Consider the following 26,146-nt stretch of genomic DNA (forward strand, 5'->3'; position numbering starts at 1 on the left):
GTCTCCTCAGGTGACGGGGGTAAAGGCCCGCTGCATCAGGTCATAGGGGTGCTGCCAGCCCGGAAGGGCGGAAATGCGGTTCAGCCAGGCGTCGATCTGCGGCCAGTCGGCGCGGTCGAAACCGTAGGGCTCGGGGTAGTAGAGATAGCCGCACAGCGACAGGTCGGCGATTGTGGGGGCGTCGCCCACGACCCACTCACGGTCTGCCAGATGGTCGTTCAGGATGGTGTAGGCGGCCTTGAGGCGGCCTTGCAGGAAGGGGATCACCGCCTCGGGCCGCTTTTCTGGCGCGAGGAAGTTCATCAGGAAGCGAGTCGTGCCGATCTGGGTGGAAAGCTTGTGGTTGTCCCAGAAGAGCCAGCGCAGCACCTCGCGCCGTTCGGCGGCCGAGCGGCCACCGAGCTTGCCGGTCTTGGAGGAGATGTAGTCGAGGATCACGCCCGACTGCGTCAGCGTTGTGTCGCCGTCCACCAGCACCGGCACCTCGCCCATCTCGTTGATCGCCCGGAACTCCGGGCTGCGGGCCTCGCCCTTGAAGAAGTCGACGAAGACGGGCTCCCAGTCGAGGCCGGCCATTTCCAGGGCGAGCGCGCATTTGTAGGCATTGCCGCTTTCGCCGAAACAGTAGAGTTTCATCGCTCCCCCCGGGTCAGACATGGACGGGCCGGATGGCCCGTCCGAAAGGCCAAAGCCTAGAACGCCTCGGCGGCAAGCGCCATGACGGTGTCAGCCCCGCTTTCGATCCTTGCAAGGTGCATCCCGCAGGCAGGAAGCTGGCGGGCCATGTAGAAGCGGCCGGTGGCGATCTTGGCCTCGTAGAAGTCGCGGTCGGCGGCACCGGCATCCAGTGCAAGATAGGCGGCTTTTGCCATCCGGGTCCACATGAGGCCGAGGCAGACATGGCCCATCATGTGCATGAAGTCATAGGACCCGGCGAGGGCGGCATTGGGGTTCTTCATGCCCTGCGCCATGAAGAACATGCCGGCCTGCTGAAGCTGCTTCGATGCGGCTTTCAGGGGTTCGACGAAGCCCTTCATCCGGTCGTCGCCGTCATGCGCCTTCACTTCGGCCTTTACCATCTCGAAGAAGGCCATCACATGCTTGCCGCCATCGGTCGCAAGCTTGCGGCCCACGAGGTCCAGCGCCTGCACGCCGTTGGCCCCTTCGTAGATCATCGCGATCCGGGCGTCGCGGGCGAACTGCGACATGCCCCATTCCTCGATATAGCCATGCCCGCCATAGACCTGCTGTGCGGCGACCGCCATCTCGAAGCCCTTGTCGGTCTGGAAGCCCTTGAGGACGGGCGTCAGGAGGCCGATGAGGCCATCCGCCGCCTCGTCCCCGGCATGCGCCCGGTCGATCAGCGTGGCGCCCCAATAGGTCAGCGCGCGGGCGCCTTCGACGAAGCTTTTCTGCTCCATCAGGTTCCGGCGGATGTCGGGGTGGACGATCAGCGGATCGGCTGGGCCGTTGGGGTTCTTCACGCCGGTCACGTCGCGGCCCTGCAGGCGGTCCTTGGCATAGGCGAGCGCGTTCTGGTAGGCGGCCTCGGCCACCGCATAGCCCTGCAACGCCACGCCAAGCCGGGCCTCGTTCATCATCGTGAACATGGCCTTCATGCCCTTGTGCAGGTCACCGAGCAGCCAGCCCGTCGCGCCGTCATAGTTCATCACGCAGGTGGCGTTGCCGTGGATGCCCATCTTCTCTTCGATCTTGCCGACCGAGACGGCGTTGCGGGCACCGAGGCTGCCATCGTCGTTCACCAGGAACTTCGGCACGATGAAAAGGCTGATCCCCTTCGTCCCTTCGCCGCCGCCCGGGGCCTTGGCCAGGACAAGGTGCACAATGTTCGACGCCATGTCGTGGTCACCGGCCGAGATGAAGATCTTCTGGCCGGTGATCCTGTAGCTGCCGTCCGCCTGCGGCTCGGCCTTGGTGCGCAGAAGCCCGAGGTCGGTGCCACAATGCGGTTCGGTCAGGTTCATGGTGCCGGTCCACTCGCAGGTGACGAGTTTTGGCAGCCACTTGGACTTCTGCTCCTCGGTCCCGTGCACGAGGATCGCCGAATAGGCACCGTGGGTCAGGCCCTGGTACATGTTGAAGGCCATATTGGCGGACACGAAGGTTTCGTTCACCGCCGTATGCATCAGGTACGGCAGCCCCTGCCCGCCGTATTCCGGCGCGGCATCAAGCGACATCCAGCCGCCATTGCGCAGGGTTTCGAACGCGGCACGGAAGCCTGCGGGCGTACGGACGACGCCGTTTTCCAGGACACAGCCCTCGCGGTCGCCCACGGCGTTCAGGGGTGCCAGGATTTCGGAGGCGACCTTCGCCGCCTCGTCGAACACCGCCTCGGTAAAGCTTCTTTCAAGGTCGCCGTAGCCGGGAATGTCGGCCTCGGAGATCTTCAGGACGTCGTGCAGCAGGAACTGCATGTCTTTCACGGGGGCGGTGTAGCTGGGCATCCTGTTGGTCCTTCTTTTCGTGGTCCGGCCCTGCGCAGAACCCGCGCAGGGTAGTGTCGTCAGGCCGCGCGGGCAGAGATCAGGCCGCGGGCTTCGGCTTCCGAGAGTTCGGCGGTCAGTTCGGCGATGGCGACGTCAAGCTCGGCCCTCTGGGCCTGCATGACCGCAAGCCGCTGGACGGCTAGGTTGTAGGCGTGCTGACGCTGCGCGGCATCCGACCCGTCGCGGCCGTAAAGGTCCAGCGTCTGGCGGATGTCCTCGAGGCTGAAGCCGAACCGCTTGCCGCGCAGGATCAGCTTGAGCCGCGCCCGGTCACGCCGGGTGAAGAGCCGACGGGTGCCTTCGCGCACGGGCGACAGAAGCTCCTTCGCCTCATAGAAGCGCAGGGTCCGGGGCGTCACGTCGTAGGCGTCGCACATCTCTCGGATGGTCATGAGGTCCTTGGTTTCGTCAGTAATCATTGGAGGTCTCACTTGTCGGGTTGCATCTTCGCGGCCAAATGCGAACCCGTCAGTTCGTTTACCAGACCAGTTGACGTTTACGTCACTATGACGTGGCGTCATGAAATATTTGACGTGAAGTCAGCCGTGGGAACCTGCGGAGGGCCTTTGGACCGGGCGTGGCTGTTCAGGCCTTGCACCCCGCCCGGGCGCTTGCCAGAAGGGGGCGACCCTGAAAGGAGCGCCCATGCGCATCGGACTTCTGGCGCTCATCCTCGCCTATGTGCTCAGCCAGTTCTACCGCGCCTTCCTTGCCGTGCTGTCGCCCGTCCTGACGGCCGAGCTTGGGGTGACGGCGGCCGAGCTCGCCTCGGCCTCGGGCTGGTGGTTCCTGGCCTTCGCCGCGATGCAGATCCCGATCGGCGCGGCGCTGGACCGGGTGGGGCCACGGCTGACGGCGGGGCTTCTGATGGCGGTGGGCGCCCTCGGCGCGGTGGTCTTTGCGCGGGCGACCGGGGCGCTGGAAATCAAGCTGGCGATGGCGCTGATCGGGGTCGGCTGTGCCCCAGTGCTGATGGCCAGCTACTTCATCTTCGCGCGCGAGTATTCTCCGGCGGTCTTCGGCACGCTGGCGGCCCTGACGCTAGGGATCGGCACGCTGGGCAATGTCGCCGCGTCGCTGCCGCTGTCCTGGGCGGTGGCGGCCTTTGGCTGGCGCGAGACGGTCATGGGGCTGGCGGCGATCACCGGTGCGGTGGCGCTGGGGATCCTGTTCCTGGTGCGCGATCCGGCGCGGCTGGAAGGGGCCGGGCAAGGCTCGCTTCTCGACCTTCTGAAGATGCCGGTCCTCTGGCCGATCCTTATCATGATGATGGTCTGCTATGCCCCGATCGCGGGCCTGCGCGGGCTGTGGATCGGGCCGTATTTCGCCGATGTGCATGGTGCGACGGCGCTGGAGATCGGTCAGATCAGCCTTTGGATCGGGCTGGCGATGGTGGCCGGAAACTTCGCCTACGGGCCGCTGGACCGGCGGCTTCAGCGGCGGAAGGCGCTGGTCGTCGTGGGGAATGCGATGACACTTCTATGCCTTGTCGGCCTTTGGTGGTTCGCCGCGGCACCGCCGGTGGTGGCGACGCTGCTGCTGGTCGCGGCGGGGTTCTTCGGGGCGACCTTCCCGATCGTCCTTGCACATGGCCGGTCCTTCGTGCCGCCGCATCTGACGGGCCGGGGGGTCACGCTTCTGAACCTCTTCGGCATCGCGCCCATCGGCATCGCGCAGATCGTCACCGGGCGCCTTCATGCCGCAACCCCGCCGACACCGCCCTCTGCACCCTTCGAGGCGGTGTTCCTGTTCTTCGCCGTCGCCACGGCCATCGGCCTTGCCGTCTATCTTCTGTCACAGGACCGGCCCCACTGACGCTGCGGCAGACGAATCCGCTTTTCCCCGCACCGGCCTTAGGCTAACAGCCCCGCGTCCCGCCTTTGGGACGGTCAAAGGAGAACCCCGATGGGCTACAAGGTCGTCGTCGCGGGTGCCACGGGCAACGTGGGCCGCGAAATGCTGAACATCCTCGCCGAGCGCGAGTTCCCGGTGGACGAGATCGCGGCACTTGCGTCGCGTAAATCTCTGGGCACCGAAGTCAGCTTTGGCGACAAGACTATCAAGACCAAGGACCTGGACACTTTCGATTTCACCGGCTGGGACATCGCGCTGTTCGCCGTGGGGTCGGGCCCGACCAAGGAATACGCGCCCAAGGCCGCCGCTGCGGGCTGCATCGTGATCGACAACTCGTCGCTCTATCGCTACGACCCCGAGATCCCGCTGATCGTGCCGGAGGTGAATGCCGACGCGATCCACATGGTGAAGAACAAGAACATCATCGCGAACCCCAACTGCTCGACCGCGCAGATGGTGGTGGCGCTGAAGCCGCTGCATGACCGGGCGAAGATCAAGCGCGTGGTCGTGGCGACCTACCAGTCCGTGTCGGGGGCCGGAAAGGAAGGGATGGACGAGCTTTGGAACCAGACCAAGGCCGTCTACAACCCGACCGACGACGTGCCGCCGAAGAAGTTTTCCAAGCAGATCGCCTTCAACGTGATCCCGCATATCGACGTCTTCCTGGACTCGGGCGAGACCAAGGAAGAGTGGAAGATGGTGGCCGAGACGAAGAAGATCCTCGACCCTTCGATCAAGGTCACCGCGACCTGCGTCCGCGTGCCGGTCTTCGTCGGCCATTCCGAGGCGATCAACATCGAGACCGAAGAGTTCCTCGACTGGCAGGAAGCCCAGGACATACTGCGCGAGTCGCCCGGTGTCATGCTGGTGGATAAGCGCGAGCCTGGTGGCTACATCACCCCGATCGAATGCGTGGGCGAGTTCGCGACCTATGTCAGCCGCGTGCGGCAGGATTCGACGATCGACAACGGGCTGAGCCTGTGGTGCGTTTCGGACAACCTCCGCAAGGGTGCCGCCCTGAACGCGGTGCAGATCGCGGAGCTTCTGGGGCAGAAGGTCCTCAAGAAGGGCTAAGGGTTTCTTAACCCTGATGACGGAGGGTCTTGGCCTATGGCCGAGACCCTTTTTCATTGCGATGATGCGTTGTGGCGGCGGTTGGTGGCGCTTTGCCGGGAACGCGACGAAACGCCCGGTTCCGCGTTGCGTGACCTCGTGCGGCTTGAGGTGCAGCGCTGTGAGCAACGCAAAGCGAGGAGTGCCGAAGGCATCGACGAGCGGCTCCTCGTGCGCCTTCGGCTTCTCGTCGCTGAGGCGCTGGTTGAGGCTGGTGATTGGCCAACTCTGCAGGCCGCGCTTCGACGGCGCGGGCTGAGGTACGAGCCAGCAGGCGGTGGTCTGAACCTGGTCGATGCGGCGACGGGCAAGCCGCTGGCAAAGGCGAGCCAGGTCGGCCCGGCTTACCTTGCGCTTGCCCGGCGGTTCGGCGCCGGATTTCCCGGGCATCCCAACACGGCGATAGCCGCCCAGGCGCTCAAGCCGCCTGCACCATCATCGGCCGTTCCCGGATCGGCAGGTGCACCAGCGCGCTGAACGCCCCCACCCCGACGCCGATCCACCAGACCAGCGTGTAGTCGCCGTGGAGGTCGTACATCTTCCCGCCCAGCCAGACGCCTAGGAACCCGCCGATCTGGTGGGACAGGAAGACGAAGCCGTACAGCGTCCCCATGTAGCGGATGCCGTAGATATGCGCGACAAGCCCGCTGGTCAGCGGCACCGTCGCAAGCCACAGAGCCCCCATCACCGCCGAGAAGACCAGAACGGAAGTCGGCGTGATCGGCAGCAGGATGAACACCGCCGCCGCGATCGTCCGCCCGACATAGATCCCGAACAGGAGGTATTTCTTCGTATATCGCTTGCCCAGCCAGCCCGCGTAAAGCGTGCCGGCGATGTTAAAGAAGCCGATCACCGCGATGCTGACCGCCCCGAGCGCCGAGGTCGTGGTGACCCCGATCCCGGCAAGCATCCCGTTCGGGTCGATCGGGCCGCAAAGCTCGGTCACGAAGGCGGGGAAATGCGCGGTGATGAAGGCCAGCTGGTAGCCGCAAGAGAAGAAACCCAGGAAGATCAGCGTATAGCTCGGGTCCCTGAAAGCTCGGACAAGAACGGTGCCGAGGCTTTCCTCAAGCTCCTGGCGCGAGGCAAGCTTCGGGCTGCGCAGGAAGGGAAGCGCGAAAAGCGTGGCAAGGATCACCACGGCGAAGATCACGAAGACGGTCTGCCAGCTGTAGGACTGGAGCAGAAGCTCGGCCGTCGGTGCGCCGAAGACCTGCCCGGCGGACCCTGCAGCGGTGGCGATGCCAAGGGACATCGAGCGGTTCTCCGGGCTCGTCGCCCGCCCGACGATGGCAAGGATCACGCCAAAGCCGGTACCCGCGATGCCGAAGCCGACCATGATCGCCAGAAACTGGTGCTGCCCGGGCGTGACCGCCAGAGATGACAGCACCAGTCCCGCCGCATAGAGAAGCGCCCCCGCCACGATGGCCTTGCGGTCGCCGAACCGTTCGGCCAGCGCGCCAAAGAGCGGCTGCCCGATGCCCCAGGCCAGGTTCTGGATCGCGATCGCCAGCGAGAAATCGGCACGGAGCCAGCCGAACTCCTCGGCAATGGGAATCTGGAAGACGCCAAAGCTGGCGCGGATCGCGAAGGAGAACATCAGGATGATGCAGCCAGCGATCAGCACCGGGGTCATGATCGGGGTCTTGGTCATCACGTGCTCCAGCCGTCAGGCGCGGAAGGTGCGCGCCTCGGCGGGCAGGGTCAAATGGAGATTTGTGACGGATACAAGGGGGTCGCCCGCCTTGGGACTAGAGCTTCGTCCAATGCACGCCCGCTGGCGGGATCGTGACGCCGCCCCATTCCACCGGAACCGGGTTGTAGTTGAAGAGGAACCGGTGCGTATCCGTATCGCGCCGCCGCAGGCCCTCGGGCAGCGGGTCGGTCGTGATCCCCTCCGCCGCGCAGGCGCGCAGCAGGATGCGGTTCAGCGCCACCTCGTCCGGCCAGCCCGCAAGGTAGTGCAGCCGACCGCCTGAGATGAGCGCGGGCCAGCTGTCCTCGGTTGCTTCGACGACCGTAGCGCCCCCTTCAAGCTTTTCGCGCCAGTGCCGGAACGCCCCGCCCTCGGCCAGCGGCACCGGCACGTCCGGCGGCAGGCTTTCGACGCGGGCGATCGCCGCGTCGAGCCCCGGCAGAGCTGGGGGCAGTGGCACGGGAATCGCGAAGTTCGGGGTCTTGGAATTGGTCCGCGGGCCCAGGATCGCCGTGCCCTGATGCGCCGCGAGGGCGGCTTTCAACGGGTCGGACAGGGTGAAGAGGCCCGGCGCCAGCACCAGCGGATGGGCCGAAAGGTCCGCCGTATCGGGCGGCAGGATGTCGACGTTCAGGCCGAGGCGCCGCAGGCCCTTGTAGACGTGGAACACCAGCCAGAAATGGCTGAAGCCCCGGCCCTGAGGCTGCGTCTCCCAGGCCCAGTCCGAGGCATAGTCGAAGATCAGCCCGACATCGGCCTTGGCCGTTCCGGCCTCCGGCATCCCGGCCAGTTCCTTGGCCACCTGCCCGGCCTCACCAAAGGCCTGGGCGGGGGCCGAGTCGGGGCGGAGAAGGCCCGCATGCATCTGTTCCTGGGCAAAGGGCGCCTGCCGCCAGCGGAAGTAGCACACCGCCTCGGCCCCGTGGGCAAAGGCCTCCCAGGCCCAGAGGCGGGCCATGCCGGGCAGGGGATCGGGGTTGTAGGGTGCCCAGTTCACCGGGCCGGGCTGCTGTTCCATGATCCACCAGCGGCCCCTTCCCACGGCGCGGTATAGGTCATGGTGGAAGGCCTGGAAGTCCGGGTCGCCCTGGCGGACGAAGCGGCGCTTGTGCTCGGCGTCGGCGGGGATGCGGTCGGAGAGGAAGCCGAGCGGGTAGCTGTCCCAGGAGGCGATATCAAGGTCGGCGCCCACGGCGTAATGGTCGAACTCGGTCACCGCGCCCATGTAGTTGTGGGCGATGGGATAGGCGGAATGCCTGCGGATGATGTCGGTCTGCAGGCGGTTGAAGCTGACCACCTCGTCGCTGGCAAAACGGCGGAAGTCCATGACGTGGCTGGGGTTCGGTTCGGTCACCGTCAGGTTCGGCAGGCCGACCTCGCGGAAGTCGCGGTATTCCATCGACCAGAAGACGTTGCCCCAGGCGCGGTTCAGGGCATCGGGCGACTGGTACTTCTGCGCCAGCCAGTCCTGGAAGGCCGTCTTCGCGGCGTTGGAGTAGCTAAGGGTCGTCGCGTGGCAGGCGTATTCGTTGTCGGTCTGCCAGGCGGCGACATGGGGGTTCTTCCCGTAGCGCTGCGCGAGAAGGGTGACGATCCGGGCGCATTCGGTGCGATAGCCCTGATGCGAAAAGCAGTAATGCCGGCGCGAGCCGAAGCCGCGGGGTTTGCCATCCTTGTCCAAGGCAAACATGTCGGGGTGGCGGTCGGCCATCCAGCGCGGCGGGGTGGCGGTTGGCGTGCCAAGGACGACCTTCAGCCCATGCGACCCGAGCGTTTCGATGGCGCGGTCCAGCCAGTCAAGGTCAAGCCGCCCGGGCTCGGGTTCCATCCGGCTCCACGCGAATTCGCCGATGCGGACCCAGGTCAGGCCAAGCGCCGCCATGCGGGCCGCGTCCTTTTCCCATTGCGCCTCGTCCCAGTGTTCGGGGTAGTAACAGACGCCCAGCGTCCGTTTCAGCTTGGTGCTCATGGAAGGATGACCTGCGGTTCGGGAAGGCCCCGGGCGATGCCGGGGAAGGCGAAGACCTGGCCCGAGGCCGGGTGCGCCGCGCGGGCGGCGGCGTCCAGATGCTCCAGGGCGGTGGTGATGAAAAGCGTTTTCATATCCGGCCCGCCGAAGGCCGGGCAGGATGAGTGCGGCGCACCGGGCGTCTCCACGGCGGTCACGAAGCTGCCGTCCGGCGCATAGGCCGCGACCCTGCCCGCGCCCCATTGCGCGTTCCAGAACCGGCCTTCGGCGTCGATCACCGCGCCGTCGGGGTTCAGCCCCTCGGACGTAAGGTCCAGCCAGACCTGCGGCGCGCCGATGGGCCAGCCGGCGGCATCGAGCGCGACCTTCATCACCTTGCCGGTCACCGTATCCGCAAAATGCGCAGCGCGGCCGTCGGGGGTGAAAGAGATCGCGTTCGGGATCGTGATCCCGGGGAAAAGCTGACGCAACTCGCCCCGGTACCAGCGCCAGATTGCGCCCGCGCCCTTTTCGGCCAGTTTGCCCATGGTGCCGAACCAGAACCCGCCCTGCCGGTCGGCGCGCCCGTCGTTCGACCGCGTGGCCGGATTGTCCATCGCGGCGATGGGGCTGCGCGCGCCGCTGGCGATGTCGAACTGCCCGAGGCCGGTTTCAGAGGCGAGGATCAGTGTGGTCTCCGAGACCCAGCCTGCGGCGGAAGCCATCTCGGGAAACGCCCAGTACAGGGGCTCATCCCCGTCCCGCGAATGGAGCCTGCGGTTCAGGATGTCGAACCAGAACAACTGTTCACGAACCGGGTGCCAGAGCGGCCCTTCGCCAAGCTCGCAGGGACGCGGATCGAAGATCATGCGAAGGCCGCGTCATGCGCCGCGACGATGGCAGCGGCGCGGGTGGTGATCTCGGCCGCCGTCGTGCCCGGCGTGTAAAGAGCCGTGCCGATGCCGAAACCCGACGCCCCGGCGCGCATCCATTCCGCAAAGTTCGAGGGCCCTGCCCCACCGACGGCATAGACGGACAGGTCCTTCGGCAGGACAGCGCGGATCGCCTTCAGCCCGTCAGGGCCGATCAGGCTGGCCGGGAAGATCTTCAGCCCCGTCGCCCCGGCCGTGATGGCCGCGAAGCATTCCGTCGGGGTCATCACCCCCGGCCACGAGGCCATGCCCCGCGCCCGCGTGGCCGTGATGACGGTCGGGTTGCAGTTCGGCGAGACGATCAGGGTGCCCCCCGCCGCCTGCACGGCGGCCACTTCGTCCACGGTCAGGACCGTGCCTGCGCCGACCTCGACATCCGAACCAAGCCCTGCCGCCATCAGCGCGATCGACCGGAACGGGTCCGGCGAATTCAATGGCACCTCGATCCGGGTGATGCCTGCCGCGACCAGCGCCTCGGCGATCGGCAGGGCCTCGTCCGGGGTGATCCCGCGCAGGATTGCGATGAGGTTGCGGTGGGTCATCGGGGCGCGGCCTCGGTCAGGGGGGCAAGCGAGGCGAGCCCGGCAAGGGTGCAGGCGGTGGCGGGCAGGGTCTTTGCCTCGACGCCTTGGGCGAGGAGCGCGCGGGCATAGGCCGCCGAAAGCTTTTCCGCTCCGATCAGCGTGACCCTCTGGCCAAGCCAGTAGGGCCGGGATGCTGCCAGTTCTATGCCGATCAACAGGCCGGATAGCCGCGCCCGCGCCGTGGCCGGGCCAAGGCCGGACAAAAGCCCCTCCGCACGCAGCGAGAAAAGGCGCGCGGCAATCCGCTCGGGCCGCGAAAGCGCGTCGGCAACTCCGGCGTCGAAGGCTGCGTCGTCCCAGCCCTCGCCTTGCATACCATGCCGCAGGACCGACTGTTCCGACATGAGCGCGAACATCTCGCCGGTCATGAAGGTCTGGAAGCTGACCACCTCGCCCGCCGAGATCTGCGCCCATTTGGAATGAGTGCCCGGCAGGCAGAGGATCCCGTCATAGCCCGGGTCCAGGCGCAACGCGCCGGCGATCTGCGTCTCTTCCCCCCGCATCACGTCGGCCGGGGAGATTTGTTTCAGCCCCGGAGCGATATGGACCTGAAGGCGGGGATCGCTGGTCGGCGCCAGCACCTGGGCCTTCGGGTCAAGCGGCGTGCAGGGGACTTGCCGATAGGGTGCCTCGCACCAGCCCTGTCGGCTGCCGACCATGCCACAGGCGACAACCGGGACGCCGCCAACCCCCAGCCAAGTCCCGATCAGCCGCAGCAGCGCCGGTTCGAAATCCTGCCGGGCCAGCTTGCCCATCCCGTCGTGGGATTCGGCATGGGCCAGCACCCTGCCCTCGGCGTCCATCGCCCAGACCCGCAGGTTCGAGGTGCCCCAGTCGACGGCGATCCAGTCAGGCGTCATTTGCGAACGGTCGTTCATGACGAGATGTAACCCCCGTCCAGGATCAGCGTCTGCGAGGTCATCATGCGTGAGGATTCCGAAGCCAGGAACAGCACCACACCCGCCATATCCTCCGGCTGGATCGGGTCCGGCAGGCACTGGCGTTCAAGGTGGCGCGCCAGGCTTTCGGGGGTGACCCACATTTCCTTCTGCTTCTCCGTCAGCACCCAGCCGGGCGCGACAGCATTCACCCGGATCCTGTCCGGTCCGAATTCGCGCGCCAGCGTCCGCGTCAGACCGACGATCCCGGCATTCGCGGTGATGTAGCTGGCATAGCCGGTATCGGCCATCATGAAGCTGATCGAGGAGAAGTTGATGATGCTGCCCCCACCCGCCGCCTTCATGCCGGGAATGACCTTCTGGCAGGCGAAGAAATAGGACCGCAGGTTCACCGCCATCGACCAGTCCCACAGCGCATCGTCCGTGGCCAGCGTGTCATGCCGCTTGTCGTTCGCGGCGTTGTTCACCAAGACAGTGATCGGACCATGCACTTTGGCCGCCGTATCCAGCGTGAGTTGCAGCTGATCGGTGACCGAGATGTCGCAGGGCAGAAACAGCGGGCGGTTGCCGGTCGCCGCCTCCATCGCGTCGCAAAAGGCGGTCGCATCCGAACGCTGGCAGAAGGCCACCTTCGCGCCCTGGCGGAGGAAGGCTTCGGTCAAGGCAGCACCGATGCCGGAGCCGCCGCCGGTGATGAAGACCGAGCGGCCTTGAAGGTCGGGAAAGGTGGCCTGAGCGGTCATCATCGTCTTCCGTTCGGGGCAGGGTCAGGCGGCGCGGCGGGTCTGCAACCAGGCAGGCATCCAGTCGCCATGGGCCGCGATCAGGTCATCGACCAGCGTGCGGATCTGGCGGAGGTCAAGTTCGGCGGCGGTGTGCGGATCAAGCATCGCGGCGTGATACACATGCTCGCGGTTCTCTTCCATCAGCGCGGCGACGGTCAGTTCCTGCACGTTCACGTTGGTCCGCATCAGCGCGATGAGTTGCGGCGGGATGTCATTTACAGTCGTCGGCTGCAATCCGTTCGCGTCAACCAGTGTTGGAACCTCGACCGCCGCGCCCTGCGGCAGTTGCGGGATGAAGCCCCGGTTCGGCACGTTGCCGTAGATCACCGAAGGCGCACCCGTCACCACCGAGTTCATGATCGTCGCGGCATATTCGTGGGTCGGCTTCACGATGATCTTGTCTGCCTTGCGATACTCTTCGGCCTGGGCGGCCCAGCGCGCGATCTGTTCTTCGCAACGGATCGGGTATTCGTCCAAGGGGATGCCGAAGGTCTCGATCAGGTCTGGGCGGTGGGTCTTGATGAACCAAGGCACATATTCGGCGAAATGCTCGCTCGACTCGGTGACGAAATGGCCAAGGTGGGTCATCACCTCGTAGCGCACCTTGTTCGGGCAACGGGCGTTCCAGTGGCTTGGCTTCGGGATCGCGCCCTTGCGGTAGCCGTCATGAAGCGCGGGGTAGAGGTCGCGGTAGGTGCCGTCGGGCTGGCGGGCCTCGAAGTTCAGATAGAACGCCATGTGGTTGATGCCCGCCGCGCGGTAGCGCAGGTTTTCAACCGGGATATCAAGGTCACGGGCCAGTTCCTCGGCGGTGCCTTGGACGGAATGGCAAAGGCCAACCTGCTTGATGTCGGGATACTTCGCCCCCAAGGCCCAGGTGTTGATCGCCATCGGGTTGACGTATTGCAGCATGATCGCCTGCGGGCAGACGGCGCGCATGTCTTCGGCCAGCTTCCACAGGTGCGGCACGGTGCGCAGGCCGCGCATGATGCCGCCGATGCCCAGCGTGTCGGCGATGGTCTGGCGCAGGCCCACCTTCTTCGGCAGGTCGAAGTCAGTGACGGTGCAGGGCTTGTAGCCGCCGATCTGGAAGGCGACGATCACGAAATCGGCGCCGTCAATCGCGCGGCGCTGGTCCATGTGCGTCTCGACCGTCGCGGGGACGCCGAGGGAGGCGATCATCTTGCGCGCCACCAGCTCGGATTCCTCAAGCCGCTTCTTGTCGATGTCCATCAGCGCGATCTTCGCGCCGGCCAGCGCCGGCATCGACAGGGCATCGCCGATGAGGTTCTTCATGAAGACGGTCGAACCCGCCCCGATGAAGGCAATTTTGGTCATTTGACAGCTCCAAGAGTGAGGCCGGCGATGAAGTGCTTCTGCATCAGGAAGAACATCGCGACGGGGGGAAGGGCGGCCAGGATCGAACCGGCGCTGACAAGGTGCCACTGCGCGATCCACTGGCCGTTGAGGGACGAGAGGCCCGCCGTGATCGGCTGGCTGTCGACGCCCTGGGTCAGCACGGTGGCCCAGAAGAAATCGTTCCAGATGAAGGTGAAGACCAGCACGGACAGCGCGGCGATGGCCGGGCGCATCAGGGGCAGCACGATGTACCAGAAGATGCGCCATTCGGTGACGCCCTCCACCCGGGCGGCCTCAATCAGTTCATAGGGCAGCGCCTTGATGAAGTTGCGCATGAAGAGTGTGCAGAATCCGGTCTGGAAAGCGATGTGGAAGAGGGCAAGGCCATACCAGGTGTCATACATGCCCAGTTGCAGCGTCATGTCGCGGACAGGGACCATCAGGATCTGGAAGGGCACGAAGTTGCCCGCGACGAACATGAAGAACACCAGGATGTTCGCTCGGAACCCGTAGACCGCCAGCGCGAAGCCGGTCATCAGCGACAGGCTGACCGCGCCGATCACGGTGGGGATCGTGACCCAAAGCGAGTTGATCATGTACTGCCCGATGGGCGTTTCGGTGAAGATGAAGACGTAATTCTCCCAAGCAATACCTGAGGGCATGCCGAAGTAGTTGCCTTGCGCGAGGTCCGAGGCAGGGCGAAGCGAGGTTAGGGCGACGCCGAGAAGCGGGAAAAGCCAGATCACCAGCGCGATGGGCAGGGCGATGGTGTACAGCCACTGCGCGGGTGCGCTGGCCTGCTGGATGGGACGGGGGAACATCTCAGCGCTCCTTCTCGTCGCGCCACATCTTCCAGATGAAGCCCGAGATGAAGACCATCATGATGAGGAACAGCACCACGGCGATGGCCGCGCCGTAGCCCATGCGGAAGCCGTATTCGCTCAGCGCCTTTTCATACATGTAGTAGGACAGGACGCGCGACGATCCGAAGGGGCCGCCGGAGGTCATGATCGACACGAGGTCAAAGCTGCGCAAGGCACCGATGACCGTGACGATCACCGCGATGAAGGTCGCCGGGCGCAGTTGCGGCAGCACGACATACCACAGCATCCGCCAGCCTTTTGCGCCGTCCAGCCGTGCCGCCTCGATCTGGTCGGGGGCGACGTTGTTGAGGCCGGTCAGGTACAGGATCATCACATAGGCGATCTGCGGCCAGAGGCCCGCCGCGATGATGCCGTAGGTGACAAGGTCGGGGTCGGCGAGGATGGCGATGCCGTTGCCGTTCCCCTTAATCCCCGCCAGCACCCAAAGCCAAAGCTCCCAGGGCCAGGTCACGATCAGGAGCGGATTGGCGGCGACTGCCGACGCGGCACCGTGCCACCAGAGAAACAGCACCGCGATGCCTACCGCGAGGGTCACAGCAACGGGCCGTCCAAGTCCTTCGCGCTCGAGGCGCCCGGCGAGCAGGACCAGGCCTGCCACAAGGCCTGCGATCAAGACGAGAACAAGCACGAAGACGACGAAAGCCACGATTCCGCTACGGATAGGGCCGGCCCGGACCCATTCGGTCAGCAGGTAGAACAGGCCGAAGTTCGGCGCGTAGAACCAGGCAAACATCAGGCCGACGACGACCTGGCTGATCACGAAAGGAAAGAAGAACAGGGACTTGTAGAGGCGGATGCCGCGAACAGTCTGGTTCAGGAAGATGGCGATGAACAGCCCGATGGGCAGGGCCGCCATGTAAAGGACCAGCCATTTCAGGTTGTTCCAGAGGCTGACCTCGAAGGCCGGGTCGGTCATCAGCTCGGCGTAGTTGCCCATGCCGACGAAGGTGCCCTTGAACTCTCCGTTCGGCCCGTAAAGCCCGTCCCAGTCGTAGAACGACAGCGTGATACTTTGCACGATCGGCCAAAGCACATAGACGGCGAACATGAAAAGCCCGGGGGCGAGGAATAGCCAGGGTGCCATGGTCCGCTGGTTCCACCGTCCCTTGGGTCGATGAACCGGGACCGCCACACTCACGTCCGATGCCTGTGCCATGCCTCGCCCCCCGGAAAAGAGAAAACGGGCGCCCCCTTTGCGAAGGGGCGCCCGAGATGGTCAGATCACTGCGGGTAAAGGCGCAGGCGGGTTGCCTCGAGGTTCGCCAGGATCTCTTCGAGAGCTTCGGGCTGCACGAGGAAACGCTGGAAGCCTTCCATGCCGGCCTTGGCGTATTCGGCCTCGGCGTCACGGTCCCAGAACTGGGCGATGCCGCCGGTTGCCGTCGACAGCGACTGGAAGCCTGCCGACAGGAACGGATCCGCCGGATCGACGGTTGCGCCCGAGTTGGTCGGCAGCTGGCCCACGGCCGCGTTCCACTTGGTCTGCGCTTCGGCGCTGGCGATATAGGCCAGAAGCTTCTTCGCATCCTCGGGGTTCTTCGCTCCGCTCGTCAGGTGGACGGTGTCGGTCGGTGCTTCCTCGGCCCGGGCGATGCCGGGGGTGATTTCCGGGAAGATCATGAAGCCGAGGTTGTCATTCGTCATCCCGCCTTCCTTGAAGACGCCGACGGCGAAGTTGCCCATGACGTAGTGCGCCGCCTTGCCCTGCACGAAGATCGCCGCCGCATCCTGCCAGTCGATGGCAGCATGGTTTTCGGTGACGAAGGGCTGGAGCTTGGCGAATTCGGCGAACACCGCACGGGCTTCCGGCGAGGTCCAGGAGATCTTGCCGGCGGCAAGGTCGCTGTGGAACTGGTAGCCGTTGGTGCGGAGCGACAGGTAGTCGAAGATCCCCGCGACCGGCCACAGGGCCGAAGAGCCGGTGGTCACGCAGTCGATGCCGGCGGCCTTGAACTTCTCGCAGTTGGCGAGGAAGTCAGCCCAGCTCACGCCTTCCGGGCCGGGAGGGGTGACACCGGCGGCGGCATAGGCGTCGCGGTTATAGTAGATGCCCCACTGGTAGTAGGTATAGGGGATCGCGTAGAACTTGCCGTCGATCGAGGCCGACGGCACGGACGAGGCCAGCGACTCGTTCAGCCCGTTGGCAGCCCAGACGTCCGAGATGTCGGCGAAGAGGCCCGCCTCGACGAAGGGCTTCATCCGGTTCGCGGCGTACCAGTTGGCCAGGTCCGGCGGATCGGCGGTCAGGAAGTTGCGGATCGAGGTCTTGTAGCCCTCGTGGTCGAAGTTGGTGAGCACCACGTCGATGTCGGGGTTCGCAGCCTCGAAATCGGCGATCAGGGCTTCGGTGGCAGCCAGCGGAATCGGATCGTAGTCCGCATTCCAGGTGACGACGCGCTTGTCTTGGGCGATCGCCGAGGTGGACAGCAGCAATGCCGCCACAAGGGCCAGGGCGCCCGTTTTCTTATGGACCATGGTTTCCTCCCGTTTGGTTCCATTATGTGAAACTTTGTCTTGAATATTGAAAACTATGTCCGCTATCCTTTACCCTGTCAACATGCACGTGGTGGGGAGGATCATGGGCGCGGAAGGACATGCGGACGGCACGGTCGGCAAGGCGCTCGACGTCCTTGACATGGTCGCCAGCCATGGCCGCCCGGTGCGGTTTTCCGACCTTCTCCAGCAGTCCGACTATCCCAAGGCGACGCTCTATCGGCTCCTCCAGACGCTGACCCATCAGGGGATGCTGGTCTTGGATCCCGACCAGGGGACCTATGCCCTTGGCGTGCGGCTGGTGCGCCTGGCCCATGCCGCCTGGGCACAGTCCTCGCTGGCCCCGATCGCGCGGCCCTATCTTGATGAACTAGCCGAGAAAACCGGCGAGACGATTCACCTTGCCCAGCTTGACATGGGCCAGGTGCTCTACGTCGACAAGCGCAATGCGGCGCGGCCCGTGGAGATGTTCGCCCAGGCCGGAAAGGTCGGCCCGGCCTATTGCACCGGGGTGGGCAAGGCGATGCTGGCCTGGCTTTCGCCCGAGGCGCTGGATGCGGCCCTCGCGCGTCAGTCCTTTCACCGCCACACCGACCAGACGCTCGACACGCCGGAGAAGCTGATGGCCGAGCTACAAGCGATTCGCGCCCGGGGCCATGCCTTCGACCGTGAGGAGCATGAGAAGGGAATCATCTGCTGCGCGGTGCCGATTCTATCCCGCTCGGGCCGGGTGCTGGGGGCGCTTTCGGTCACCTCGACCACCGCACGCACCACGCTTCAGGCGCTTGAGGCGCAATCGGGACTGACCAAGGACATCGCGGCCAAGATTGCCGCAGAAGCGGAAAGCTGGCGCTTTCCGGAACAGAATTAGGGGGAGGACGACGAATGACGGGTGTGACGCTGAACAAGGTAACCAAGCGATTCGGCGACGTGCAGGTGATCCACGGGGTCGACCTTGCCATCGAGGACGGGGAGTTCTGCGTCTTCGTCGGCCCCTCGGGCTGCGGCAAGTCCACGCTGCTGCGCATGGTCGCGGGGCTGGAAGAAACGTCAGCCGGCACGATCCACATCGGCAAGCGCGACGTGACCGGGGCCGACCCGGCCGAACGCGGCGTGGCGATGGTGTTCCAGACCTATGCGCTTTACCCGCACATGACGGTGGCCGAAAACATGGGCTTCGGCCTGAAGATGACAGGCCACCCGAAGGCCGAGATCGAGAAGAAAGTCGCCGAAGCCGCCCGCATCCTGAAGCTGGAGCCGCTTCTGGCGCGCAAGCCCAAGGCCCTCTCCGGCGGCCAGCGCCAGCGCGTCGCCATCGGCCGCGCCATCGTGCGGGGTCCCGAGGTGTTCCTCTTCGACGAACCGCTCTCGAACCTTGATGCCGAACTCAGGGTCGAGATGCGGGTGGAAATCGCCCGCCTTCACCGCGAGATCGGCGCGACGATGATCTATGTCACCCATGACCAGGTCGAGGCGATGACGCTGGCCGACAAGATCGTCGTCCTCCGCTCCGGCCGGATCGAGCAGGTGGGCAAGCCCTTGGACCTTTACAACGATCCCGACAACCGCTTCGTCGCGGGCTTCATCGGCTCACCCTCGATGAACTTCGTCGCCGGGGTGGCCGAGGCGGGGGCCGTCGCCGCGAAGGGGCTGGCCGGGTCGGTGCCGGCGACGGTCGGACTGCCCGCCAAGGGGGCTGAGGTGACCGTAGGCCTTCGTCCGCAGCACCTGAAGGTCGGTCCCGGCGACACGCACCGGGTCGAACTGACCGAGGCGCTGGGTGGCGTCTCTTACGTCCACCTCACCGCGCCCTCGGGCGAAAAGCTGATCGTGGAACGCCACGACCAGGTGAGCCTTGAGCCGGGTGCGAAGGTGGGCGTCAGCTACGACGCAAAAGACGCGATGTTCTTCGACAAGGACGGGCTCAGGCTGCGCTAGGCCCGCTGCCCGGCGGCAAACCCGCCGGGCCCGGCCCTCCCCGGTCAGGACCAGAAAAGCGCCATCTGGTAGACGATCGGGATCCCGAGGATCAGCATGAAGGGAAAGGTGATCCCGAGCGAGGCCGTCAGGTAGATCCCCGGGTTCGCCTCGGGGAATGTCGCGCGCACGGCGGCGGGGGCGTCGATATAACTGGCCGATGCCGCCACCGCGCCCAGGACGAAGGCCGATCCGACAGGCAGTCCGGCCGCCGTCGCCAGCCCGGTCGCGACAAAGGCATGGACCATTGGTATCGCCAGCCCGTAGGCCGCCATCTTCGGGCCGACCTTGGCGAATTCGCGCAACTGCCGCGCCGCCGTCATGCCCATTTCCAGGATGAAAAGCACAAGCACACCCCGGAACAGGTCGACAAAGAACGGCTCGATCCGGGCAAAGTTCTTCTCGCCGATCGCCGCGCCGATGATCAGGCCGCCGCCCAGAAGCAAAAGCCCCCGCCCGCGCAGGGTTTCCATCAAGATCGCTGACAGGGCGGCACCCTTTTCCCCTTCCGACCGGGCCAGCGCCAGCCGACCGTAGAAAAGCGCCACCAGGATTCCCAGTTCCATCAGGGCGACAAGGCCGGTGATGTAGCCCTCCATCGGCGTGCCCATGCCCTCGGCATAGCTCCGCGAGACGACGAAGGTGACTGACGATACCGACCCGTACAGCGCAGCCACGCCCGCAGCGTTGCGGATATCCAGCTTCAGCGCATAGCGGGCGACGGCAAAGGCAAGGGCCGGAACGCCCAGGATCAGCGCCCCGGTCACGACCAAGGCGGGCCCAATGTTCGTCAGGTCGGAGGTGGCCAGTTCCCGTCCGCCCTGCAACCCGATGGAGAACAGAAGGAAGATCGCGAAGATGCGGATCACCGGCTCGGGGATTTCCAGGTCGGACCGGATAAGCGTGGCGATGGCGCCCAGAAGGAAGGCAAGCGTGATGGGCGAGATCAGGTTTTCGATCAGGATGGCGGTGTCCATGAGAAAGTCCTCCGAAGTGCCGGGGGTTTCTGCAGCGCGGCTATTGAAAAGAGAAACGCCAAGTTCAGATATGACTTATCGGAAAATCTGATTGGTGGCCGATGCGCGACCTCGACATCCAGCTCTTGCGGACCTTCGTCACGCTGGCCGAGACTGCCAGCTTCAGCCGGACCGGCGCGCTGATCGGGCGGTCGCAGTCTGCCGTCTCTGGGCAGCTTGCGAGGCTCGAGGATGCCCTCGGAATCCGCCTGCTGGCACGCGACACGCGGAATGTCGCGCTGACCCCGGATGGCGAACAGCTTCTGCCCGAGGCGCGCTCCATTCTGGCTCAGGCGGATGCACTGCTGGCCCGGTTCCGCGGGCCGAAGATCGCGGGGATCGTCAGGTTCGGCAGCCCCGAGGATTTCGCAAGCGCCTATCTGCCCGACATCCTTGGCGTCTTTGCCGCGGCACACCCGGAGGTCGAACTTCACGTGACCTGCCAGTTGACGCTTCCGCTATTGGCCGAGTTCGAGGCCGGCGAACAGGATCTTGTCGTGGTCAAGCAGGACCCGGGCCGACCCTATCCTGGGGCGCAGACGCTTTGGCGCGAGCGGCTGGTCTGGGTCTCTCTGCCGGGGCTGAAGGCGGACGGGCGTCCCGTGCCCCTGGTGCTCAGCCCGGCGCCTTGCGTCTACCGGGCCCGCGCCATCGGTGCGCTTGAAGCCGGGGGCTGGGGCTGGAACGGGGTCTATACCTCACCATCCTTTGCCGGCTCGGTCGCGGCGGTGCGTGCGGGCCTTGGTGCGATGGTGATGCCCGAAACGATGGTGCCGCCGGGGTTGCAGGTCCACAGCGAGTGGCCCGCGCTGGCCGAGGCTGAGATTGCCCTTGTGGTTCCGCCGCGCGCCAGTCCCGCCGTCAGGGCCCTTGCCGACTTCGTGGTCGAAAGGGTGCGCCGCTAGCTGGTCAGAACAGGGGCAGGCCCCGGTTCGGAAGCGACGAGAAGACGAAGTCGCACGAGGAGCCGCGGGTTAAGAAACCGTAAATGACCACGGACAACCCATTGTAATCGCGAAGCTATCCGATTTTGACCACTGTGGTCAGCTTCAGTGCCCGGCCAGGAACTTCTCGGCATCCAGCGCCGCCATGCAGCCCATCCCGGCGCTGGTGACGGCCTGCCGGTAGATGTGGTCGGTCAGGTCCCCCGCCGCGAAGACCCCCGGAATCGCCGTCCGGGTGCTGCCCGGCTCGACCACCACATAGCCGCCGCTGTGGAGGGGAAGCTGGTCCTTGACCAGTTCCGACGCCGGGGCGTGCCCGATCGCGACGAAGAAGCCCGCGCAGGGGATCACCTGCTCGGCCCCGGTCTGGACATGCCGGACCTTTACGCCTTCGACCCCCCGGGGTTCGTGGGCTCCCACGACCTCGGCGATCTCGTGGTTCCAGAGAACCTCGATCTTCGGATGCTTGAACAGGCGGTCCTGCATGATCTTCTCGGCGCGGAGCGAGTCGCGCCGGTGAATGAGGGTCACCTTCGAGGCGAAGTTCGTCAGGAACAGCGCCTCTTCCACCGCCGTGTTGCCGCCGCCGACGACCACGACCTCCTTGCCCCGGTAGAAGAACCCGTCGCAGGTGGCGCAGGCCGAGACCCCGAAACCCTTGAAATGCTCCTCCGACGGCAACCCCAGCCACTTCGCCTGCGCCCCGGTCGCAAGGATCACCGCGTCGGCGGTGTAGGTGGTCCCGCTGTCGGCATGGGCCGTGAAGGGGCGTTTCGAGAGGTCAAGGGTGGTGATGTAGTCGCTGATCACCTCGGCCCCCATCGCCTCGGCATGAGACTGCATCCGGACCATCAGGTCGGGGCCCATGACATGGGTATCGCCGGGCCAGTTCTCGACTTCGGTGGTGATCGTCAGCTGCCCGCCGGGCTGGAGGCCCTGGATCAGGATCGGGTTCAGCATCGCGCGGGCGGAATAGACGGCGGCCGTGTAGCCCGCCGGGCCGGAGCCGATGATCAGAACCCTGGTATGCCGCGTCTCGCCCATCATCGCCCCCTGACTGTCCGGCTGCTGATATAGCTGTGCCGGGCGGGACCGGAAAGCCCCTGCATGGCGGCCATGCAGCCGGCGCAAGCACGACAGGGCCATGCGTTTTCTTGCGTATGATTGAAATATTATTGCGCAATCCCCGAGCCGCGCTTAAGTAGGGCAACGAACGGGAGGCCCCATGCCGGCACACAAGCTTGACCCCATCGACCGCCAGATTCTGGCCGAGCTTCAGGCTGATGGACGAATGACCAACGTGGAGCTTGCCAGCCGCGTGGGCATCTCTGCCCCGCCCTGCCTGCGCCGGGTCCGGGTGCTGGAGGAAGCAGGTTACATCAAGGGCTACCACGCCGACATCGACGCGCGTGAGCTGGGCTTTGAAGTGCAGGTCTTCGCCATGGTGCGGCTGTCGAGCCAGGCCGAGGCCGACCTTGCCGCCTTCGAGGCGCGCTGCCGGGCATGGCCGCTGGTCCGTGAGTGCCACATGCTGAACGGCGAGATCGACTTCATCCTGAAGTGCGTCGCACCGGACCTGTCGAGTTTTCAGAGTTTCCTGACCGAGCAACTGCTCAAGGCCGATCATGTGGCGAACGTGAAGACCTCGCTGGTCATTCGCTGCGCCAAGGACGAACCGGGCCTGCCCTTCGACGTGCTGGAGGCCCGGCTGGCGAAGCAGGCCTAGCGGGCTGCGTCAGCAAGCGGGCGGGTGACCGCCTTCAGGCGCATCGCGAAACCCTTCTGGCCGGGGTTCAGCTTGCGCGCAGTTTGCTGCCGCATGGTGGGGCGGGTGTCGATCCGGTCAGCGGAACCGTCGGCCACGGCCTCGAGCACCGATACGATCCAGCGGCGCTTGGTTTTCATTTCGATCAGCATGGCAGGTCCCGGCGATATGGCTTCCCTTAGGATGGAAGCTGCCTGCCGAATGCGGCGGGCGTTGGGAAAAGTCATGCTGCAAACGGTGCATTTTCATGCCCCTTGCCGCCACGTTACAGCCTTATTGTCGAGATGAGCCGCCCGTAGTCGGCCTCGCCCGCATGGGTGGTGCGGCGGTAGGAATAGAAGCGGGACGGGTCGGAATAGGTGCAATGGCCGGTCCATTCGGCATGGCCAACACCGGCCGCGCGCAGGCGGTGCAGGCCATAGCCGGGCAGGTCGAAATGCATCCGGTCGCCGTTGCCATTGGCAAAGAACCGCAGGCTGTCGGGGTCTTCGCTGCGGAAGCGATCGAAGAATTCGGGGCCGACCTCGTAGGCCTTCTGGCTGATCGTCGGGCCGATCACCGCGTGGATGCCGCGGCGCTGCGCGCCAAGCCCTTCCATCGCCTCGATCGTCGCTTCAAGCACCCCGTCAACCGCACCGCGCCAGCCGGCATGGGCGGCACCGATCACCCCGGCGGTCGAATCGTGAAACAGGATCGGCTGGCAGTCGGCGGTCAGGACGCCGAGCAGAAGCCCCGGCGTGGCGGTGACCATCGCGTCGGCCTCGGGCCGGACGGAAAGCGGGCCGGTCACCGGCAGCGCGCGGGCGGAATGGACCTGATGGACGGTGACCAGCGCCTCGGGTGCGACCCCCATCGCCTCGGCCACCCTTGTGCGATTGATCGCCACGATCTCGGCCTGGTCGGTCGAGCCGGTGCCGCAGTTCAGGCCCGCGAAGATGCCTGACGAGGCCCCGCCTTTCCGGGTGAAGAACCCGTGCGGCGTTGCCAGCGCGTCTGACGTCAGGATCTCCAGTGTCGCGTGCATCAGGCGAATCCCGGTGGCAAGGGGGCACCGGCGCGGGTCAGCGCCAGCACCTTGAACAACGAACCCATTTCCGAAGGATCGGTCAAGCGGCGAAGCGCGGTCAGGTGGTTCCCAAGGGCTGTCCCGGTGAGGCCAGCGGCAAGCCGGTTGGCGCGCTGGTCAATGCCGAGGCGCCGAAGGACGTTGCCTTGCGTGTCATAGGCATGGGCCGAAGCCAGCGCGGCGAGGGGTTCGAAATCGACATGCGCGGTCAGGTCGGCCTCGCCCGGGTGGGCAAGGGGGTCGTCAAAGCTGTGCCGACGCAGCGCCTGCAGCGTGTCGCCCAGGGACCGCCAGCCGCCATAGTCGATGAAGAGAGCAAGTCCCCCATGGGCGCGGATCGGGCGCAGGGCGGCGGTGACCGCCGCCTGCGCCGGGGCGCCGTGTTCGACCAGATCGCCGGGGCGGGCCGCGCGGAAGGCGGGTGTGTCCGGCACCTGCGGCAGGATGGGGGAGAGGCCGAAGGTCAGCCTGCCTTCGGACTGGCCGACCAGCCTTTCGCGCCAGCCTTCGGGCGCTCGGAGGAACTGGCGAATCGGGAGAGCGTCGAGGAATTCGTTGGCGACGAGGAAGGTCGGCCGGTCGGGCAGGTCCTCGGCCCGGTCAAGCCATACGGGCGTGAAGGTTGCAAGCGTCCCGTCCTGCAGGGCGCGCAGGCGGGGCGAGGCTTCGACAAGCACCAGCCTTGCGGCAGCCTGAAAGCCCGGGACGGCCCGCGTCGCCCGGAGGATGTCGGCCATCAGGGTGCCGCGGCCCGGCCCAAGCTCGGCCAGCGTGAAGGGATCGGGCGCGCCCTGGTCGATCCAGGACTGGGCGAGAAGGAGGCCGATCATCTCGCCGAACATCTGGCTGATCTCGGGGGCAGTAGTGAAATCGCCCGCCGTGCCGAAGGGATCGCGGGTGGTGTAGTAGCCGTGGACCGGGTGGAGGAGGCATTCGGCCATGTAGTCGGCCACCGTGATCGGCCCGCCTTCGCGGATGCGCTCGATCAAAAGCTGACCCAGGGGCGTCATGCGGGGTCCGTCACCGCGCCTTTGCGCGGAGAAGGAACCAGAGACCCGCAGCGATCATCGGCAGGGTCAGAAGCTGGCCCATCGTCAGCCCGACGTCGCCCATTTGCACGGCCCAGCCGACCGGGTTGCCCGGGCTGACGAACTGCGCGTCGGGCTGTCGGACGAATTCGACCAGGAAGCGCGCGATGCCGTAGCCGAGAAGGAAGAGGCCCATCAGCGCTCCCGGCCGCTTCAGCCAGCCGCGCCGGAAAGCGAGGTAGCTCAGAACGATAGCAAGGAGCAGCCCCTCAAGCGCCGCCTGGTAGAGCTGGCTGGGGTGGCGGGCGCAAAGGCCGACGACGCCCTCGCAGGCCTGTGCCGCCTCGCCCGGGAAGATCACGCCCCAGGGGAGGGTGGTAGGACGGCCCCAAAGCTCGGCATTGATGAAGTTGGCAAGGCGGCCGAGCATGAGACCCACCGGCACGGCAAGCGCCAGAAGGTCGCCCATCGAGAGCATCGGGATCTTCTCGCGCCGGCAGAACCAGATGCCGGCGACGACCACCCCGGCGAAGCCGCCGTGGAAGGCCATGCCGCCTTCGGTCACCAGCGGGATGCGCCAGGGCTCGGCGATGTAGGTCGCGGGGTCGTAGAAGATCACATAGCCGAGCCGCCCGCCGATGATGATGCCAAGGACCGCCCAGGTGAAGAAACGCTCGACCTGCGGGGCGGTGATGGGTGGCTCACCGGCCCAGAGCGCGGGATTGCGGATCGCGCGCAGCATGATCCACCAGCCGAAGAGGATGCCGACGATATAGGCCAGCGCGTACCAGCGGATGCCGTATTCGCTGCCGTTGATCTCGATCGAGAAGAGGAACGGCGAGATGTCGGGAAAGGGGATCATGCGGGCGCCTTCAGGGATTTGCCCGCTTGTCGCGGGGTGGGCGTGCGAAGTCAACCGGCGGCGATCCGACGCCTTGCCCCGCCCCGTGCGCGGGGCCATATAGGGGGAACGCCAGATGCAGGAGGCACCCATGCAAAGCCGCAACAAGTTCTTCGATGACATGAGCCAGCTCATGACCAATGCGATGGGCGTGGCTCAGGGTGCCAAGACCGAGGCCGAGACGGCGATGAAAAGCTTCATCGACCGCTGGATGGCCGACCGCGATTTCGTGACGCGCGAAGAGTTCGACGCCGCCCGCGCGATGGCGCAGAAAGCGCGCGAGGAGAACGCGGCCTTGGAGGCCCGGATCGCGGTGCTGGAGGCGGCCCTGGCGAAGAAGAAGGGCTGACCCTCTTTCGCCACCCGTCGATGCCTTCGGCACGCCTCGTTCGCAC

General features: G+C 65.8%; 27 protein-coding genes. 8 read left to right on the plus strand and 19 right to left on the minus strand.

The window, feature by feature from the left end; translation table 11 throughout:
- Window positions 1–6 precede the first annotated feature (6 nt).
- The 3 genes from AC2D9V_RS03685 to AC2D9V_RS03695 are packed head-to-tail and all read right to left on the minus strand — an operon-like array spanning window position 7 to window position 2,926.
- The gene (locus AC2D9V_RS03685) at window positions 7–636 is read right to left on the minus strand and encodes a glutathione S-transferase family protein (RefSeq protein ID WP_484712682.1); all 630 of its coding nucleotides are present in this window, start codon (window positions 634–636) and stop codon (window positions 7–9) included.
- Between the two features lie 56 nt (window positions 637–692).
- Window positions 693–2,465, minus strand: a complete 1,773-nt coding sequence (locus AC2D9V_RS03690) for an acyl-CoA dehydrogenase C-terminal domain-containing protein (RefSeq protein ID WP_484712683.1) — start codon at window positions 2,463–2,465, stop codon at window positions 693–695.
- Window positions 2,466–2,524: 59 nt separating this feature from the next.
- Window positions 2,525–2,926 carry a MerR family transcriptional regulator gene (locus AC2D9V_RS03695; protein WP_484712684.1) on the minus strand — a complete coding sequence of 134 codons (402 nt, stop codon included), beginning with the start codon at window positions 2,924–2,926 and terminating at the stop codon, window positions 2,525–2,527.
- A 226-nt stretch (window positions 2,927–3,152) separates the two neighbouring features.
- Here AC2D9V_RS03695 and AC2D9V_RS03700 point away from each other — a divergent pair, with 226 nt between their 5' ends.
- The 3 genes from AC2D9V_RS03700 (at window position 3,153) to AC2D9V_RS03710 (ending at window position 5,951) form a co-directional block, all read left to right on the plus strand.
- Window positions 3,153–4,322: an MFS transporter gene (locus tag AC2D9V_RS03700; RefSeq protein ID WP_484712685.1), complete on the plus strand. Its 1,170-nt coding sequence runs from the start codon at window positions 3,153–3,155 to the stop codon at window positions 4,320–4,322.
- Window positions 4,323–4,412: 90 nt separating this feature from the next.
- The gene (locus tag AC2D9V_RS03705; RefSeq protein WP_484712686.1) at window positions 4,413–5,435 is read left to right on the plus strand and encodes an aspartate-semialdehyde dehydrogenase; all 1,023 of its coding nucleotides are present in this window, start codon (window positions 4,413–4,415) and stop codon (window positions 5,433–5,435) included.
- A gap of 36 nt (window positions 5,436–5,471) precedes the next feature.
- Window positions 5,472–5,951, plus strand: a complete 480-nt coding sequence (locus AC2D9V_RS03710) for a hypothetical protein (protein ID WP_484712687.1) — start codon at window positions 5,472–5,474, stop codon at window positions 5,949–5,951.
- On the opposite strand, the gene AC2D9V_RS03715 is transcribed toward AC2D9V_RS03710, so the two are convergent.
- From AC2D9V_RS03715 to AC2D9V_RS03760, 10 genes are all read right to left on the minus strand, one after another.
- Window positions 5,893–7,128: an MFS transporter gene (locus AC2D9V_RS03715; RefSeq protein WP_484712688.1), complete on the minus strand. Its 1,236-nt coding sequence runs from the start codon at window positions 7,126–7,128 to the stop codon at window positions 5,893–5,895. The two genes, AC2D9V_RS03710 and AC2D9V_RS03715, sit on opposite strands and share 59 nt — an antisense overlap.
- 97 nt (window positions 7,129–7,225) lie before the next feature.
- A complete protein-coding gene (locus tag AC2D9V_RS03720; protein WP_484712689.1) occupies window positions 7,226–9,139 on the minus strand; it encodes a beta-galactosidase in 1,914 nt (637 codons plus the stop codon).
- On the minus strand, window positions 9,136–9,987 hold the full coding sequence (locus tag AC2D9V_RS03725; protein WP_484712690.1) for an SMP-30/gluconolactonase/LRE family protein: 852 nt from the start codon (window positions 9,985–9,987) through the stop codon (window positions 9,136–9,138). Before AC2D9V_RS03725 ends, AC2D9V_RS03720 begins: the two co-directional genes overlap by 4 nt.
- Window positions 9,984–10,592 carry a 2-dehydro-3-deoxy-6-phosphogalactonate aldolase gene (locus AC2D9V_RS03730; RefSeq protein WP_484712691.1) on the minus strand — a complete coding sequence of 203 codons (609 nt, stop codon included), beginning with the start codon at window positions 10,590–10,592 and terminating at the stop codon, window positions 9,984–9,986. The genes AC2D9V_RS03725 and AC2D9V_RS03730 overlap by 4 nt, the downstream gene beginning before the upstream one ends.
- Window positions 10,589–11,494 carry a 2-dehydro-3-deoxygalactonokinase gene (locus AC2D9V_RS03735; protein ID WP_484713396.1) on the minus strand — a complete coding sequence of 302 codons (906 nt, stop codon included), beginning with the start codon at window positions 11,492–11,494 and terminating at the stop codon, window positions 10,589–10,591. Before AC2D9V_RS03735 ends, AC2D9V_RS03730 begins: the two co-directional genes overlap by 4 nt.
- 14 nt (window positions 11,495–11,508) lie before the next feature.
- Window positions 11,509–12,276, minus strand: coding sequence for an SDR family NAD(P)-dependent oxidoreductase (locus AC2D9V_RS03740; protein WP_484712692.1), 768 nt, complete (start codon window positions 12,274–12,276; stop codon window positions 11,509–11,511).
- Between the two features lie 24 nt (window positions 12,277–12,300).
- A complete protein-coding gene (gene melA / locus AC2D9V_RS03745; RefSeq protein WP_484712693.1) occupies window positions 12,301–13,656 on the minus strand; it encodes an alpha-galactosidase in 1,356 nt (451 codons plus the stop codon).
- Window positions 13,653–14,498 carry a carbohydrate ABC transporter permease gene (locus AC2D9V_RS03750; protein ID WP_484712694.1) on the minus strand — a complete coding sequence of 282 codons (846 nt, stop codon included), beginning with the start codon at window positions 14,496–14,498 and terminating at the stop codon, window positions 13,653–13,655. The genes melA and AC2D9V_RS03750 overlap by 4 nt, the downstream gene beginning before the upstream one ends.
- A gap of 1 nt (window position 14,499) precedes the next feature.
- Complete coding sequence (locus AC2D9V_RS03755; RefSeq protein WP_484712695.1) at window positions 14,500–15,645, minus strand: carbohydrate ABC transporter permease; 1,146 nt, start codon at window positions 15,643–15,645, stop codon at window positions 14,500–14,502.
- A gap of 137 nt (window positions 15,646–15,782) precedes the next feature.
- A complete protein-coding gene (locus AC2D9V_RS03760) occupies window positions 15,783–17,036 on the minus strand; it encodes an ABC transporter substrate-binding protein (protein ID WP_484712696.1) in 1,254 nt (417 codons plus the stop codon).
- Between the two features lie 82 nt (window positions 17,037–17,118).
- Here AC2D9V_RS03760 and AC2D9V_RS03765 point away from each other — a divergent pair, with 82 nt between their 5' ends.
- Together AC2D9V_RS03765 and AC2D9V_RS03770 are read left to right on the plus strand one after the other, a co-directional pair.
- A complete protein-coding gene (locus tag AC2D9V_RS03765) occupies window positions 17,119–17,925 on the plus strand; it encodes an IclR family transcriptional regulator (RefSeq protein WP_484712697.1) in 807 nt (268 codons plus the stop codon).
- 14 nt (window positions 17,926–17,939) lie between these two features.
- On the plus strand, window positions 17,940–18,992 hold the full coding sequence (locus tag AC2D9V_RS03770) for an ABC transporter ATP-binding protein (RefSeq protein WP_484712698.1): 1,053 nt from the start codon (window positions 17,940–17,942) through the stop codon (window positions 18,990–18,992).
- A 44-nt stretch (window positions 18,993–19,036) separates the two neighbouring features.
- On the opposite strand, the gene AC2D9V_RS03775 is transcribed toward AC2D9V_RS03770, so the two are convergent.
- A complete protein-coding gene (locus AC2D9V_RS03775; protein ID WP_484712699.1) occupies window positions 19,037–20,008 on the minus strand; it encodes a sodium-dependent bicarbonate transport family permease in 972 nt (323 codons plus the stop codon).
- A gap of 101 nt (window positions 20,009–20,109) precedes the next feature.
- Between AC2D9V_RS03775 and AC2D9V_RS03780 the strand changes: the two genes are divergently transcribed.
- Window positions 20,110–20,952: a LysR family transcriptional regulator gene (locus tag AC2D9V_RS03780; protein WP_484712700.1), complete on the plus strand. Its 843-nt coding sequence runs from the start codon at window positions 20,110–20,112 to the stop codon at window positions 20,950–20,952.
- A 144-nt stretch (window positions 20,953–21,096) separates the two neighbouring features.
- On the opposite strand, the gene trxB is transcribed toward AC2D9V_RS03780, so the two are convergent.
- Window positions 21,097–22,035, minus strand: coding sequence for a thioredoxin-disulfide reductase (gene trxB, locus AC2D9V_RS03785; protein WP_484712701.1), 939 nt, complete (start codon window positions 22,033–22,035; stop codon window positions 21,097–21,099).
- Between the two features lie 181 nt (window positions 22,036–22,216).
- On the opposite strand from trxB, the gene AC2D9V_RS03790 reads away from it, so the two are divergent.
- Window positions 22,217–22,717, plus strand: coding sequence for an Lrp/AsnC family transcriptional regulator (locus AC2D9V_RS03790; RefSeq protein ID WP_484712702.1), 501 nt, complete (start codon window positions 22,217–22,219; stop codon window positions 22,715–22,717).
- On the opposite strand, the gene AC2D9V_RS03795 is transcribed toward AC2D9V_RS03790, so the two are convergent.
- The 4 genes from AC2D9V_RS03795 to lgt all read right to left on the minus strand — a co-directional run bounded on the left by AC2D9V_RS03795 (window position 22,714) and on the right by lgt (window position 25,712).
- Window positions 22,714–22,908, minus strand: coding sequence for a hypothetical protein (locus tag AC2D9V_RS03795; RefSeq protein WP_484712703.1), 195 nt, complete (start codon window positions 22,906–22,908; stop codon window positions 22,714–22,716). The two genes, AC2D9V_RS03790 and AC2D9V_RS03795, sit on opposite strands and share 4 nt — an antisense overlap.
- A 113-nt stretch (window positions 22,909–23,021) precedes the next feature.
- Window positions 23,022–23,780 (minus strand): peptidoglycan editing factor PgeF, encoded by a 759-nt coding sequence (pgeF, locus tag AC2D9V_RS03800; RefSeq protein WP_484712704.1) that lies wholly within the window; start codon window positions 23,778–23,780, stop codon window positions 23,022–23,024.
- The gene (locus tag AC2D9V_RS03805; protein WP_484712705.1) at window positions 23,780–24,832 is read right to left on the minus strand and encodes a class I SAM-dependent methyltransferase; all 1,053 of its coding nucleotides are present in this window, start codon (window positions 24,830–24,832) and stop codon (window positions 23,780–23,782) included. Before AC2D9V_RS03805 ends, pgeF begins: the two co-directional genes overlap by 1 nt.
- A 10-nt stretch (window positions 24,833–24,842) precedes the next feature.
- A complete protein-coding gene (lgt, locus tag AC2D9V_RS03810; protein WP_484712706.1) occupies window positions 24,843–25,712 on the minus strand; it encodes a prolipoprotein diacylglyceryl transferase in 870 nt (289 codons plus the stop codon).
- 130 nt (window positions 25,713–25,842) lie between these two features.
- Here lgt and AC2D9V_RS03815 point away from each other — a divergent pair, with 130 nt between their 5' ends.
- Window positions 25,843–26,100 carry an accessory factor UbiK family protein gene (locus AC2D9V_RS03815; RefSeq protein ID WP_484712707.1) on the plus strand — a complete coding sequence of 86 codons (258 nt, stop codon included), beginning with the start codon at window positions 25,843–25,845 and terminating at the stop codon, window positions 26,098–26,100.
- The last annotated feature ends 46 nt before the right edge of the window (window positions 26,101–26,146 follow it).

The sequence above is a fragment of the Tabrizicola sp. T46 genome (assembly GCF_057219895.1).

Excerpts from the sequence above, each read along its gene's own strand:
- AC2D9V_RS03730 (WP_484712691.1), bottom strand. The coding sequence starts at position 10,592 with ATGACCCACCGCAACCTCATCGCAATCCTGCGCGGGATCACCCCGGAC.
- AC2D9V_RS03740 (WP_484712692.1), bottom strand. The coding sequence starts at position 12,276 with ATGACCGCTCAGGCCACCTTTCCCGACCTTCAAGGCCGCTCGGTCTTC.
- AC2D9V_RS03780 (WP_484712700.1), top strand. The coding sequence starts at position 20,110 with ATGCGCGACCTCGACATCCAGCTCTTGCGGACCTTCGTCACGCTGGCC.
- AC2D9V_RS03760 (WP_484712696.1), bottom strand. The coding sequence starts at position 17,036 with ATGGTCCATAAGAAAACGGGCGCCCTGGCCCTTGTGGCGGCATTGCTG.
- AC2D9V_RS03775 (WP_484712699.1), bottom strand. The coding sequence starts at position 20,008 with ATGGACACCGCCATCCTGATCGAAAACCTGATCTCGCCCATCACGCTT.
- lgt (WP_484712706.1), bottom strand. The coding sequence starts at position 25,712 with ATGATCCCCTTTCCCGACATCTCGCCGTTCCTCTTCTCGATCGAGATC.
- AC2D9V_RS03790 (WP_484712702.1), top strand. The coding sequence starts at position 22,217 with ATGCCGGCACACAAGCTTGACCCCATCGACCGCCAGATTCTGGCCGAG.
- AC2D9V_RS03715 (WP_484712688.1), bottom strand. The coding sequence starts at position 7,128 with ATGACCAAGACCCCGATCATGACCCCGGTGCTGATCGCTGGCTGCATC.
- melA (WP_484712693.1), bottom strand. The coding sequence starts at position 13,656 with ATGACCAAAATTGCCTTCATCGGGGCGGGTTCGACCGTCTTCATGAAG.
- trxB (WP_484712701.1), bottom strand. The coding sequence starts at position 22,035 with ATGGGCGAGACGCGGCATACCAGGGTTCTGATCATCGGCTCCGGCCCG.
- AC2D9V_RS03710 (WP_484712687.1), top strand. The coding sequence starts at position 5,472 with ATGGCCGAGACCCTTTTTCATTGCGATGATGCGTTGTGGCGGCGGTTG.
- AC2D9V_RS03725 (WP_484712690.1), bottom strand. The coding sequence starts at position 9,987 with ATGATCTTCGATCCGCGTCCCTGCGAGCTTGGCGAAGGGCCGCTCTGG.
- AC2D9V_RS03795 (WP_484712703.1), bottom strand. The coding sequence starts at position 22,908 with ATGCTGATCGAAATGAAAACCAAGCGCCGCTGGATCGTATCGGTGCTC.
- AC2D9V_RS03750 (WP_484712694.1), bottom strand. The coding sequence starts at position 14,498 with ATGTTCCCCCGTCCCATCCAGCAGGCCAGCGCACCCGCGCAGTGGCTG.
- AC2D9V_RS03805 (WP_484712705.1), bottom strand. The coding sequence starts at position 24,832 with ATGACGCCCCTGGGTCAGCTTTTGATCGAGCGCATCCGCGAAGGCGGG.
- AC2D9V_RS03690 (WP_484712683.1), bottom strand. The coding sequence starts at position 2,465 with ATGCCCAGCTACACCGCCCCCGTGAAAGACATGCAGTTCCTGCTGCAC.
- AC2D9V_RS03720 (WP_484712689.1), bottom strand. The coding sequence starts at position 9,139 with ATGAGCACCAAGCTGAAACGGACGCTGGGCGTCTGTTACTACCCCGAA.
- AC2D9V_RS03770 (WP_484712698.1), top strand. The coding sequence starts at position 17,940 with ATGACGGGTGTGACGCTGAACAAGGTAACCAAGCGATTCGGCGACGTG.
- AC2D9V_RS03695 (WP_484712684.1), bottom strand. The coding sequence starts at position 2,926 with ATGATTACTGACGAAACCAAGGACCTCATGACCATCCGAGAGATGTGC.
- AC2D9V_RS03755 (WP_484712695.1), bottom strand. The coding sequence starts at position 15,645 with ATGGCACCCTGGCTATTCCTCGCCCCCGGGCTTTTCATGTTCGCCGTC.
- AC2D9V_RS03700 (WP_484712685.1), top strand. The coding sequence starts at position 3,153 with ATGCGCATCGGACTTCTGGCGCTCATCCTCGCCTATGTGCTCAGCCAG.
- pgeF (WP_484712704.1), bottom strand. The coding sequence starts at position 23,780 with ATGCACGCGACACTGGAGATCCTGACGTCAGACGCGCTGGCAACGCCG.
- AC2D9V_RS03685 (WP_484712682.1), bottom strand. The coding sequence starts at position 636 with ATGAAACTCTACTGTTTCGGCGAAAGCGGCAATGCCTACAAATGCGCG.
- AC2D9V_RS03735 (WP_484713396.1), bottom strand. The coding sequence starts at position 11,494 with ATGACGCCTGACTGGATCGCCGTCGACTGGGGCACCTCGAACCTGCGG.
- AC2D9V_RS03765 (WP_484712697.1), top strand. The coding sequence starts at position 17,119 with ATGCACGTGGTGGGGAGGATCATGGGCGCGGAAGGACATGCGGACGGC.
- AC2D9V_RS03705 (WP_484712686.1), top strand. The coding sequence starts at position 4,413 with ATGGGCTACAAGGTCGTCGTCGCGGGTGCCACGGGCAACGTGGGCCGC.
- AC2D9V_RS03815 (WP_484712707.1), top strand. The coding sequence starts at position 25,843 with ATGCAAAGCCGCAACAAGTTCTTCGATGACATGAGCCAGCTCATGACC.